This window comes from Pantoea sp. S61, assembly GCF_016625145.1.
GTDB lineage: Bacteria > Pseudomonadota > Gammaproteobacteria > Enterobacterales > Enterobacteriaceae > Pantoea > Pantoea rwandensis_B.
In genome coordinates, this window is record NZ_JACVUO010000001.1 from 113,571 (window position 1) to 126,320 (window position 12,750).

10 protein-coding genes and 1 pseudogene are annotated in these 12,750 nt (G+C 52.2%); 3 read left to right on the top strand and 8 right to left on the bottom strand.

Features of this window, described 5'->3' with window-relative positions:
• Nucleotides 1-3: 3 nt before the first annotated feature.
• Both betB and betI read right to left on the bottom strand, forming a co-directional pair.
• Nucleotides 4-1,476 (bottom strand): betaine-aldehyde dehydrogenase, encoded by a 1,473-nt coding sequence (gene betB / locus IAE30_RS00610; protein ID WP_200677798.1) that lies wholly within the window; start codon nt 1,474-1,476, stop codon nt 4-6.
• Nucleotides 1,477-1,489: 13 nt separating this feature from the next.
• Entirely contained in the window at nt 1,490-2,086 is a 597-nt protein-coding gene (gene betI / locus IAE30_RS00615) for a transcriptional regulator BetI (RefSeq protein WP_034824050.1), read from the bottom strand.
• A gap of 253 nt (nt 2,087-2,339) precedes the next feature.
• On the opposite strand from betI, the gene IAE30_RS00620 reads away from it, so the two are divergent.
• Nucleotides 2,340-4,370, top strand: a complete 2,031-nt coding sequence (locus IAE30_RS00620; protein ID WP_045815600.1) for a choline transporter — start codon at nt 2,340-2,342, stop codon at nt 4,368-4,370.
• A gap of 87 nt (nt 4,371-4,457) precedes the next feature.
• A complete protein-coding gene (uvsE, locus tag IAE30_RS00625; RefSeq protein WP_200677800.1) occupies nt 4,458-5,432 on the top strand; it encodes a UV DNA damage repair endonuclease UvsE in 975 nt (324 codons plus the stop codon).
• Here uvsE and IAE30_RS00630 read toward each other — a convergent pair.
• The 6 genes from IAE30_RS00630 to tnpA all read right to left on the bottom strand — a co-directional run bounded on the left by IAE30_RS00630 (nt 5,419) and on the right by tnpA (nt 11,461).
• The gene (locus IAE30_RS00630; protein ID WP_200677802.1) at nt 5,419-5,892 is read right to left on the bottom strand and encodes an OmpA family protein; all 474 of its coding nucleotides are present in this window, start codon (nt 5,890-5,892) and stop codon (nt 5,419-5,421) included. The genes uvsE and IAE30_RS00630 overlap by 14 nt on opposite strands.
• The gene (locus IAE30_RS00635; RefSeq protein WP_200677804.1) at nt 5,889-7,103 is read right to left on the bottom strand and encodes a diguanylate cyclase domain-containing protein; all 1,215 of its coding nucleotides are present in this window, start codon (nt 7,101-7,103) and stop codon (nt 5,889-5,891) included. The genes IAE30_RS00630 and IAE30_RS00635 overlap by 4 nt, the downstream gene beginning before the upstream one ends.
• A 1-nt stretch (nt 7,104) precedes the next feature.
• Complete coding sequence (locus IAE30_RS00640; protein WP_200538515.1) at nt 7,105-7,599, bottom strand: YfiR family protein; 495 nt, start codon at nt 7,597-7,599, stop codon at nt 7,105-7,107.
• 285 nt (nt 7,600-7,884) lie between these two features.
• Nucleotides 7,885-9,318: a 6-phospho-beta-glucosidase gene (locus tag IAE30_RS00645; protein ID WP_200677806.1), complete on the bottom strand. Its 1,434-nt coding sequence runs from the start codon at nt 9,316-9,318 to the stop codon at nt 7,885-7,887.
• Between the two features lie 16 nt (nt 9,319-9,334).
• A complete protein-coding gene (gene ascF / locus IAE30_RS00650) occupies nt 9,335-10,774 on the bottom strand; it encodes a PTS cellobiose/arbutin/salicin transporter subunit IIBC (protein ID WP_200677807.1) in 1,440 nt (479 codons plus the stop codon).
• A 261-nt stretch (nt 10,775-11,035) separates the two neighbouring features.
• The gene (gene tnpA / locus IAE30_RS00655) at nt 11,036-11,461 is read right to left on the bottom strand and encodes an IS200/IS605 family transposase (protein WP_200538468.1); all 426 of its coding nucleotides are present in this window, start codon (nt 11,459-11,461) and stop codon (nt 11,036-11,038) included.
• A gap of 57 nt (nt 11,462-11,518) precedes the next feature.
• Between tnpA and IAE30_RS00660 the strand changes: the two are divergent.
• Nucleotides 11,519-12,643: pseudogene (locus IAE30_RS00660) on the top strand (RNA-guided endonuclease TnpB family protein); the annotation flags it as partial.
• Nucleotides 12,644-12,750: the final 107 nt, after the last annotated feature.

The window sequence follows — 12,750 nt, forward strand, 5'->3', positions numbered from 1 at the left end:
GAATTAAAATACGGACTGAAAACGGGATAACTCGACCTGCACCGACTTCACCTGGGTGTAATTTTGCAAGGTCATCAGGCCATTCTCACGGCCAATACCGGAGTGCTTGTAGCCGCCCACCGGCATTTCGGCGGCAGATTCACCCCAGGTGTTGATCCAGCAGATACCCGCTTCGATCTGATGAATCACACGGTGCGCACGGTTCAGGTCTTGCGTGACCACGCCCGCAGCCAGACCGAAATCGGTGGCATTGGCGCGGCGCACCACTTCGTCTTCGCTCTCGTAGGTGAGAATCGACATTACCGGCCCGAAGATCTCTTCACGCACGATGGTCATCTCATCGCGGCAATCGGTGAACACCGTGGGTTCAACCCAGGCTCCATTGTCGAAATCGGCGCCTCTCAGGCGTTTGCCGCCACACAGCAGACGCGCCCCTTCTTTGATACCGGTTTCGATAAAACGCATCACGTTATCGCGGTGGGGGAAGCTCACCAGCGGGCCAAAGTTGGTAGCAGGATCGTTCAGATCGCCTGCCTTGATACGCGCCACACGTTCAGCAATCTTCGCTTCAAAGGCGGTCTGGAGTTTAGCCGGGATAAACACGCGCGTGCCGTTGGTGCATACCTGACCTGAACTGTAGAAGTTGGCCATCATGGCGATGTCAGCGGCCAGATCGAGATCGGCATCATCAAAAATGATCAGCGGTGACTTGCCGCCCAATTCCATGGTGACTTCTTTCAGGGTGGAGCCCGCGGCATTCGCCATCACTTTTTTGCCGCTGGCCACGCCGCCGGTAAAGGAGACTTTATCGATGCCCGGATGGTCAGTCAGCAGTTGGCCAGTGACCGCGCCACGGCCGTTTAGCACATTGAATACGCCGGCCGGCACGCCCGCTTCGGTGTAAATTTCTGCCAGCTTCAGTGCAGTCAGTGGAGTCACTTCACTCGGTTTAAAGATCATCGCGTTACCCGCTGCCAGCGCAGGGGCCGATTTCCACAAAGCGATCTGAATCGGGTAGTTCCACGCACCAATACCAGCGACCACGCCGAGCGGTTCGCGACGGGTATAAACAAACGCCGTGTCGCGCAGCGGGATCTGTTGGCCTTCGAGCGTCGGGATCAGACCGGCGTAATACTCCAGCACGTCGGCACCGGTCACGATGTCAACATATTGGGTTTCGCTCAGCGGTTTACCGGTATCGAGGGTTTCCAGCGCGGCTAACTCGTCGTTACGCTCACGCAGAATATCGACGGCACGACGCAGAATGCGTGAGCGCTCCATGGCGGTCATCGCAGCCCAAACTTTCTGACCTTTTTGCGCGGCAGCAACAGCACGATCAACATCGGCCTGCTCCGCCTCATGTACCTCGGCCAGTACTTCGCCATTGGCCGGGTTGATGGTCTGGAATGTATGACCTGCGCTCGCTGCAACGAACTGACCATCGATATACAGCTGCTGTTCGGTGAATCGGGACATGGTTTCTCCTTCCTCAGTGATTCAGTGCGCCAGCAAGTTGCTGACGGATAAATTGGGTGGTGAGCGTTTTCGCGACATCGATATTGAAGGGCAGGCCGCTTAACGCAGCTCGTAGCCAAAGGCCATCGATCAGCGATGCCAATCCGTGAGCCGCCAGTCGCGCCTGTTCACGCGGCAATTCACGGTGAAACTCGGCGGCGAGGGTCGAAAACAGGCGACGGCTGCTGACCCGTTCCAGACGACCTAACTGTGGCTGATGCATGCTGCTGGCCCAGAAATCCAGCCAGGCTTTCATCGCCGCGCTGTGCACCTGCGTGTCATCGAAGTTACCTTCGACAATCGCCAGCAAGCGTGCTTCGGTCTTTGCGCCCGCCAACGGTTTCAGGCGGGCAGCCACGGCATCACGTAACTGACGTGTGATATCGCGCATGGTGGCTTCCAGCAAACCGTTCTTGTCTTTGAAGTAGTGGCTGATGATGCCGGTCGAAACCCCCGCACGGCGCGCAATCTGCGCAATGGTTGCGTCGTTAATTCCTACCTCGTTAATCGTATCGAGGGTTGCATCAATCAGTTGCCGACGACGAATCGGCTGCATTCCCACCTTTGGCATGACTCCAGCTCCACCACAATGTCAGAGGACTATTTAAACTTTTTTTGATTGCACGTTCAATATAAAAAAGAATTTTGTTAGGATACTGTGCTTCGATTGTTACAAAAGCGCAGCGGTGAACCGGGCTATGCGGCTCATCGTCAGAAGAAAGCACTGCATGGAGGGATAACAGGGGTACTGATAACAACAAGGCCTGGCAGACAGGTCACGCTAATCCATTGAGTCATTACAGGAAATTAACCAGAGGTCATCGATGATTAATCCACCTGCCAGTGAAAAAGACAGAATCAATCCTGTGGTGTTTTACACCTCAGCCGGACTGATTCTGACATTTTCACTTGTCACCATTTTTTACAGCGAGCTGGCTGCGAGTTTGATTCAGACAGCAGTTAACTGGGTTACCGCTACGTTTGGCTGGTACTACATGCTGGCCGCGACACTGTATATCGTGTTCGTTATCTACATGGCCTGCTCGCGTTACGGCGCCATCAAGCTCGGGCCGGAACAATCCAAACCGGAGTTCAGCTTATTAAGCTGGTCAGCGATGCTGTTTGCCGCCGGTATCGGTATCGATCTGATGTTCTTCTCGGTGGCTGAACCGGTCACGCAGTACATGCAACCGCCTGAGGGTGCCGGACAAACCATGGAAGCCGCCCGGCAAGCCATGGTGTGGACGTTGTTCCACTACGGCGTAACTGGCTGGTCAATGTATGCGCTGATGGGGATCGCGCTGGGTTACTTTAGCTACCGCTACAATTTGCCGCTCACCATCCGTTCTGCGCTGTATCCAATCTTTGGCAAACGTATTAATGGGCCGATCGGCCATACCGTGGATATTGCGGCGGTGGTAGGAACCATCTTCGGCATTGCCACCACCTTAGGGATTGGCGTGGTGCAGCTCAATTATGGCCTGAACGTGCTGTTCGATATCCCGGAAGGCTTTACCGCGCAGGCGGCGTTGATTGTGCTGTCGGTGATTATCGCCACCATTTCCGTGACCTCCGGCGTGGATAAAGGCATCCGTATTCTGTCGGAACTCAACGTTGCGCTGGCATTGGGGCTGATTCTGTTTGTGCTGTTTATGGGCAAAACCGACTTCCTGCTGAATGCGCTGGTGCTTAATGTCGGTGATTACATCAACCGCTTTATGGGCATGACGCTGAACACCTTTGCGTTTGATCAGCCAAGAGAGTGGATGAACAGCTGGACGCTCTTCTTTTGGGCATGGTGGGTCGCCTGGTCACCGTTTGTCGGCTTGTTCCTGGCGCGTATTTCACGCGGTCGCACCATCCGTGAGTTCGTGCTCGGTACGTTGATTATCCCCTTCACCTTCACACTGTTATGGCTGTCGGTATTTGGTAACGCAGCGCTGTATGAAATCATCCACGGTGATGCTGGCTTTGCGCAGGAAGTGATGGCGCATGCGGAACGTGGCTTCTACAGCCTGCTGGCGCAGTATCCGGCCTTTAAATTCAGCGCCTCGGTTGCCACCATCACTGGCATGCTGTTCTACGTCACCTCAGCGGATTCCGGTTCACTGGTGCTGGGTAACTTTACCTCGAAGCTGAAAGACATCAACAGTGATGCACCCAACTGGCTGCGTATCTTCTGGTCCGTGGCGATTGGTGTTCTGACCATGGGTATGCTGATGACCAACGGCATCTCTGCGCTGCAGAACGCTACGGTAATCATGGGACTGCCGTTCAGCTTTGTGATCTTCTTTGTGATGGCCGGTTTGTATAAGTCGCTCAAAGTGGAAGACCATCGCCGCGCCAGCGCCAGTCGTGAAACGGCACCGTACATTCCAGCCAGCAACGATCGCCTGAGCTGGAAGAAACGTCTGTCGCGTCTGATGAACTATCCGGGCACACGCTACACCCAGCAAATGATGGAGAACGTCTTGTTCCCGGCAATGCAGGATGTGGCGAAAGAACTGGAGTTGCGCGGCGGTCGGGTTTCACTGGACCGCGTCGAGCCGGAAGAGGGCCATCCGTTAGGTTATCTGGATTTGCGCGTGCTACTGGGTGAAGAGCAGGACTTCGTGTATCAGATCTGGCCGCAGCAGTATTCGGTTCCAGGCTTTACCTATCGGGCGCGCAGCGGTAAATCGACCTATTACCGTCTGGAGACATTCCTGCTGGAAGGTAGCCAGGGCAACGATCTGATGGATTACAACAAAGAGCAGGTGATTATCGATATTCTCGATCAGTACGAACGCCACCTGAACTTTATCCATCTGCATCGTGAAGCACCCGGCAGCAACATCACTTTCCCGAGCGTGTAAACCCACGGACAGCGGCAGCCGTGCCGCTGTCCGTGCACTTTCCTCATGGCAGGCTACACTTTCAGGCTGCTCTAAAAGGGGAATGAGATGAAATTGGGTTTTGCGTGTAAATACTTTGATGCACAGGCTAAGCAGCCGTTTCCGTTTAAAATCACCACGCGTACGCGTTTCCTGAGTCTTGATCGTGCCGAACAAGCGCGTTTACTGGCGCAATTGGCAACCAACAACCTTGAAAACCAAATCCTTACGTTGCAGCAGTTGGCAAAACTGCCGGATGCGATGCGCATGATGCGAATTGGCAGTGATTTGTTGCCGTTGTACACCGTGCCTGAAGCCACGGCTATCTACACTGAATTAATGCCCGACTTACAAACGCTGTTCGTGAAGTGTGGTGAGATGGCGCGTGCGCACAACATTCGTCTCTCATTCCATCCCGGACAATATTCCGTACTCGCTTCGGATAATGAAGGGGTAGTGAATCGGGCGATTGAGGATGTGGAGTATCATGCGCTGTGTGCGCTATTCATGGGCTATGGGCGCCAGTTTCAGGATTTCAAAATCAATATCCATATGAACGGCAAAAAAGGCATCGAAGGATTCCGTGCTGCTTTTCAGCGTCTTTCACCCGAAGCGCGCAATATGCTGACGGTTGAAAATGATGAAATTTCCTGTTCGCTGGATGATGTATTACAAGCGCGCGATCTTTGTCCGGTTGTATTAGATATTCACCATCATTGGGTGAAAGAGAATCAATTTATTAAGGCGGATGATGCGCGTATTCCGCTGATTATCGAATCCTGGCGCGGTGTGCGGCCGGTATTACATTATTCGATTGCGCAGGAGGGATTAATCGCAGAACAGGGCTTTCCGGATCAACGCGATTTAACGGTGGCGAAAACCAAACTGCGTGCCCACTCTGACTACTACTTTAATCAGGATTTAAATGACTGGGCGCTGTCATTTAAGGATTTCGACATTATGTGTGAAGTCAAAATGAAAAATCTGGCGGTCGAGCGCTTGTACCGTTATGCGCTCGACCAGGGGGCGATTAAGGCGAGGTAATCACAATCGCCACGCGGCGATTCTGGGCGCGGCCTTGTGCACTGTTATTGCTGGCAATGGGGGCGCTCATGCCCAGACCTCGGGTAGTGATGTTGGTTCGCGGTACTTCAGCACCCAACGCCCATTGTGTTGCCACAGCATCAGCACGTTTCAGTGACAACTGCTGGTTATAATCCGCTTTGCCGTAATTATCCGTATGACCGTCAATGCGGACATGTTGAATCCCGGTGACTGAGAGATTCTTCGCCATAGTGGCGATGTTGGTTTTACTGGCAGCAGTCAGCTCGGACTCGTTCACGCCAAACAGGATTTTGTCCGATAAACCCAATCCCCAGCCTTCCATGTTTTCGGTAAATCCCGCACTTTGCATGGCGGCAATCTGCGCGGCGGTGAAACGACCTTTTGATTGACATCCCGCGCAAACCAAAATACACATCAGCAGAAAAAGTTTAATTCTCATATGCGTACCTTACTTATCCCTTTGTTTTTGTACATGTGCATATCCGCACGTTCCAGAATCGATTGCACCGTATCGCCATGCTGTGACCAGGCATAGCCAATGGTGACCGAGGTGGTAATCGGCGTGCCTTCCGCGATCATAATCTTCTGTGCAATGGCTTCCCTGATCTCCTCTGTCAGCTGCAGCAGCTGTTTCTCAGTCGCGCGGCTGGTGATTAACATCGCAAACTCATCACCGCCGAGTCGCGCAACCATATCCTGCTTGTAGGCCAGCGCCACAAGGCGTGATCCGATGGCTTTCAGCACCTCATCGCCTGCCGCATGTCCCCAGTTATCGTTGATGCTCTTAAAGCGATCGCCATCCAGAAACAGCAGAACAAAGCGCTCTTGCGCAAATTGGCCGTCGAGTAATCGGGTGAGCTGGGTCACAAAGGCGGCGCGGTTAGCCAGCCCGGTCAGTGGATCTTCCAACGCTTTCGCCGCTAACGAACGGTTATCCCGCAGCAGTGAAGCCTGTAATGACTGCATCTCTGCGAGCAATGAGTTGAGATCTTCCGAAAACAACTGAAACTCTTTGGTCGGGCTTTCAGGAATGCGCAGCGAAAAGTCACCCGAGCTGATGACGTAATGAATCGAGCTGGTGATATTGCGCAGCGTCTGCAAAATCCCCCGATGCAGAAAAGCGCTCAGCATAAAGGCAACAATCAGTACGCAGAGCATGCCGCTGGATAAGATCATCACTGAGTAGCGAATAAAATCTGTCGCTCCTTTGACCGTACCCGCCAGCGTCAACGTCCCGACGACATTCTCCGCGTGATTGATATTCACACTCAGCGGTCGGGCATAGATCCATTGGCGCAGGACGTTCTCATACCAGCCATCCTGCTGCTGTTGGTCTTGCCAGTTAACCAACACGGTTTGATCGTCCGTCACCAGTTTCGCCGAGGCAAACATGCCTTCATTGCCTAACATGGCAATTTTTTTATGCGCGTCATAGCTGTCTTCAAATACCGTGGCGGCGGTCAGGCTATTACTCAACGTCGCGGCAATCAGTTCAAGATTTCGTTTTTCATAACGTTTGATGAAGAGTAACGAAGTGGATGTCAGCAGTAGCCAGCACAGTAACAAAATCACCGCAGAGTTAATGATGCTAATCTTGCGCAGCCTGATGCGGATAGATGATTTTTCATTTTTAATTTTTTCAAATTTCATCTTATTGGCTTCCTTTGCGCGACAGCAATAACACATCCGGGCTCACGCGCACGCCACTGCGCGCCAGTGAATCCAGGTTTACGGCAAACATCGGATGATCGGTATTAAAAATAAGACAGAAAGCGGCTCCGATGGCGCAATCGGTATTATTTTCAGCCAAAGAGAGAACAGCGTGGCTTTTCTCCAGGCTGAGCAATTCGGTCTGCTGCTGCGGTGACTGCTCACCGAAATAGAGGGCATCACAGCGATTGCTGGCTAACTCACTGTCACTGTTGAGATAAACCACACTGAATGGCAGCGACGTCGCCGTGGTGCTGGCAGGGAAATTGACGTGGCGCGCTGAACTGAACACACATAACTGTGGAGCATCGTGCAGCGCGGGCCAGCGGGTGAAGCTGATAATGCCGCTGACAATACGATTGGCTTTGTCATCTTTGGTCGCGGGGTTTTGTGCCGCCGCTGCGGGAAATGAGAGCGGCAATATCAACAGTGCCATTGTGATAATGCAGGTCAGTGCGGCTTTAAGCTGAGCCAAAAGCAGAAATAAGAGTTCACGAGGGTGAAGACGAGGTTCAATACGTAACATGCCGGCATTCCGCTGGGTTCAACGCGCAAATAGTACCATCGGCATTTATAAAAGAGTACAGGTGTTCAATGGCGGAAAACGCGGACTTTTAACGCTGGCAGGATAATCAGATCCAATAATTAATAGAAAATTCAGTGCGGTATTTTAATAAACATGCCGGGCGAAGTGACATCGCCCGGCAGTGAATCGCAAAGATTATTCGCTTAAATCGCGGCCATTGCTGGCAATCACTTTTTTATACCACCAGAAGGACTTTTTGCGGGTGCGCGCCAGTGAGCCTTTACCCTGATCATCACGATCAACGTAAACAAAGCCGTAGCGTTTACTCATCTCGCCCGTTGAGGCCGCGACCAGATCAATGCATCCCCAGGTGGTGTAGCCCATGACCGGAATGCCATCAGCAATCGCTTCGCCCATTGCCTGGATATGCTGCTTCAGATAGCTAATGCGGTAATCGTCATGAATCTCGCCGTTGGCATCGATTTCGTCGCGCGCACCCAGGCCGTTTTCCACCAAAAATAGCGGCTTTTGGTAGCGGTCGTACATCATGTTCATGGTGATGCGCAGGCCTAAGGGATCGATACCCCAGCCCCAGGCACTCCGGGAGATATGCGGGTTAGTTAGCGATTTCACCACATTGGCCGCACTGCTGTTTTTCTCGTTCATATCGGCCGAGGCACAGCGTGAGGCGTAATAGCTGAAGGAAACAAAATCTACCGTATGTCGCAGGAGTTCTGCATCACCATCCTGCCACTGGATCTCAATGCCTTTCTCACGAAATACGCGAGCGGCATAAGAGGGATAAGCACCGCGCGCCTGCACATCGATAAAGAACAGATTCTCGCGATCTTTCTCCAGCGCCGCCCAGACATCTTCAGGATTGCATGACCATGGATAGAAATTGCCGCCTGCCAGCATGCAGCCCACCTGGTTTTCAGGGTTAATCTCGTGGGCAATTTTCGTGACCAGCGCACTGGCGACCAGCTCATGATGCGCCGCCTGATATTTCACCTGCTCTGGATTATCCTCTGGTCCGAATACCAAACCCGCGCCAGAGAACGGGCTATGCAGCAGAATGTTGATCTCGTTAAACGTCAGCCAGTATTTCACCAGTCCGTTGAAAGCGTCAAAGCAGGTACGCGCATAGCGGGCGAAGAATTCAATCATCTTACGATTGCGCCATGAACCGTACTCGGTGACCAAATGCATCGGCACGTCAAAGTGGCATAACGTCACCAGCGGGGTGATACCGTACTTCTGGCACTCTTCGAACAGGCTACGGTAAAAAGCGATACCCTCAGGATTTGGCGTTAATTCATCGCCTTTCGGGTAGATGCGGCTCCAGGCAATCGACGTACGAAACACGGTAAAGCCCATCTCCGCCATTAAGGCGATATCTTCTTTGTAGCGACGATAAAAATCGATGGCATCGTGGCTGGGATAGTATTCATCGTCACGCAGGGTAAAACGCGGTTCCAGCCCCAGTTTGACTGGCATGCGGTGTTCGCCATGAGGAATCATGTCCACCGTGGTTAACCCTTTACCGCCCGCCAGATAGCTCCCCTCTGACTGATTGGCGGCTAACGCGCCGCCCCATAAAAATCCCTCAGGAAATGTCACTTCAGACATAAAAAACCTCAGTTAATCAATTCACATTGACGGCTTTAGCAGGATCCGCAACCGGTTTAGGCTGCGCTGTTTCACTCACCGGAATATCTTCAAAGCCAAGAATCAGCGTCAGAACAAATGAAAGCACCACCGACAACACCATGACGCCACCCACCCACACAATGCTCATCGGGTTGGCCGGATCAAAAAACTGTACGCTGGTAAACAAGCCGGGTGAGGCCATGGAGTGACTGGCCAGCCCGCCGATACCGGCTACCGCGCCACAGATAAATCCGCTGATCAGGCTGGCAATCAGCGGTCGTTTAAGCCGCACCGCAACACCATACAGAGCAGGTTCCGAAATTCCGGCCACAATCGCCGAGGCAGCGGCAGCAAAAGCGGTCTGACGCAGTTCCGGGTTTTTAGTTTTAAAGGCTACCGCCAGCGATGAGCCGCCAAGTGACAGATTGGCACCGATTTCAGAGGGCATCACCATGCCTTCTTTGCCGGTTTCCGCAATGGTCTGAATGATGGTGGGGGTGAAGACGCGGTGCATGCCCGTCATCACCAGCAGCGGCCACAGCGCGCCCATGATCGCCACGGACAACCAGCCCAGATAGCCATGAATGGTGTAAACCAGGGCTGAAATGCCGCTACCAATCCAGATACCGAGTGGACCAATCAGCACAATGGCAATCGGCGCGGCAATCAACACAATCAGCATCGGTTTGAGGAAGTTTTTGGTGACTGCAGGGGTAAAGCGATCGACCCAATATTCGATATGCGACAGGATCCACGTCATCACCAACGCCGGGATGACGGTGTAGGTGTATTTCACCGCCGTCACCGGGATGTAGGCAAACTCAACGGTCTGGCCTTGCGCCGCTTTGGCCATTAAATCAATAAAGTTGGGATGAACCAGCACGCCCGCAATCGCAATGGCTAATGACATATTGGTTTTAAATTTCAGGGCTGCCGAGGCCGCCACCATTACCGGCAGGAAGAAAAAGGCGCCGTCACCGATGACATTCAGTATCACCAGCGTAGACGAACCTTTCGCCAGTACACCGCTCATCTCCAGCACCATTGCCAGCAGTTTCACCATCGATCCCCCGATGATCGCGGGGATCAGTGGCGACATGGTGCCCACCAGCGCATCGAGAATGCCTGCGCCAATCGTGCGCAGGGTGATTTTTCGTTTTATCGGGGCGCTGTTGTCGCTATTGGGTGTGCCGAGTTTAAGCACTTCCTGATACGCGAGATTAACGTTATTGCCAATGATCACCTGGCATTGGGTGTCGGTATGCACCACGCCCATCACGCCCGGAATCGCTTTCAGCGTAGCGTTATCGATCAGGGCAGTGTCCCGCAAAACGAAGCGCAGGCGCGTCATGCAGTGCGTGACAGCTTCAATATTGGTTAAGCCGCCGAGCGAAGCCACGATGGCGCGTGAAACGTCAGCATAATTTTTAGCCATGAGTTGTAGGTCTCTGATTTTTTTAAGTAGGGGTACGATCGCCCGCTTATCATTAGCGAGTCATGAGAAACCGGTTTCACAAAATCATGAATATGAAATCCCTGACAGGCAAGAAGTTTAAAATTTGATGTTTAAAAATGTGATGCTGATCGATTGATAAGTTAAGGCAAGCAATCAACACAGTTAAAAAAATCTCCGCGTAATTCGCGACTTAGCAAAAAGCGCGTGTCCCTCGCCCAATCGGGTGGGGATATAAGGGAGCTAACCAGGGGTTTCTTGCGATCTAACATACGCTTTCAGCGTTTCTATTGTTGCGCCGCCAGCACTACAGGCGAAATAGGAGCGTGACCAGAGCACCCCGCTATTACTCGCCTTTCGTAAATGCGTATTTAAAATGCGCACCTGACGGCTACTAATCGACTTCAAATTATTGACCAGCACACTAACCGCCAGTTTCGGCGGGTATGCTACCAGGATGTGAACATGATCCGCTTCCCCGTCCATTTCCAAAATTTCAATCTCCAGCTTTTCGGCAGCGGATAAAAACGCTTGCCGGATCTGGTCAATCATATCGCCGTCAAAAATCTTACGGCGGTACTTTGTAGTAAAAATCAGGTGAACCACCAATTTACTGACGCTATGGCGGCGCTTCAAATAACCTTCTAAAGCTGCGTCATGTACACTCACTTGAAAACCCTCGACCAAAACCATATATTATCTGGATTCTATACATGAGCACTGAAATTGAAAAGAGCGACTAAAGTACGCATTTACCCCGACGCAGAGCAAACCGCATTCTTAAATGCGCAGTTCGGCGCGGTGCGTTTTGCCTACAATAAAGCCCTACATATCAGCCGCCATATGTACCAGCAACACGGCGTTTCTTTGAACGTCAAACGCGACTTAAAACCACTGCTGGCAGTGGCCAAAAAGTCACGCCGTTATAGCTGGCTAAAAGAATATGATTCACTGGCATTGCAGCAAGCCGTGATTAATCTGGATAAAGCCTATTCCAATTTCTTTAACAGGAAACTGAAAGCAGGTAAGCCCACGTTTAAAAGCAAGCGCGGTAAACAATCCAGTTATCACCCTAACGGCAAGGTATTAACCGACGCGATCCAGTTGCCGAAAATGACCCCTATCCGGGCGAACATTCACCGTGAAATTGCCGGCAAGGTTTCCAGCCTGACAATCACACGCTCCCCTACTGGCAAATACTACGCCTCGATACTCGCCGATGATGGACAAGAAGCGCCAGCAAAGCCGACCTGTATCACTGCTGTAACAGGGTATGACATAGGGTTAAAAGACTATTTAATCCGTGACGATGGCGAGAAAACCCCTAACCCGCGCTTTCTGGTCAACGCTTATTGCCGCTTGCGCCGTGATAGCAAAACCCTTTCACGCAAAAAGAAAGGTAGTGCTAACAGGGCAAAAGCCAGAATCAAACTGGCAGCGCAACACGAACGTGTAACCAATGCCCGTGCCGATTTTCTACACAAACTTTCACGCTCAATTATCGACGACAATCAAGCGGTAGTAGTGGAAACGTTGAAATCTGCAAACATGATGAAAAATCGCCGCCTTGCCCGTCATATCGGGGATGCCGCATGGAGCGAATTTGTCGCGAAACTGGCTTATAAAGCCGAAAGCGCGGGTGTCCACCTTGTCAAACTGGATCAGTGGTTCGCCAGCTCTAAAACCTGCCATAGTTGCGGTCACAAGATGGCAGATATGCCGCTGAAGGTGCGCGAATGGCAATGCCCTGCCTGTCATGCTGACCATGACCGCGATATAAACGCGGCTATCAACATACGGCAGAAGGGCATAACCGATTTAATGGCGGCGGGTCACGTCGTCAAAGCCCATTGAGGCTTGCGTAAATCCGCTATATCGGCGGTTGCAGCCTATGAAATGGGAAGCATCGCCTTTTAGGGCGGTGAGCAGTCACGTACACTTCAGCGATACAGGCGTAA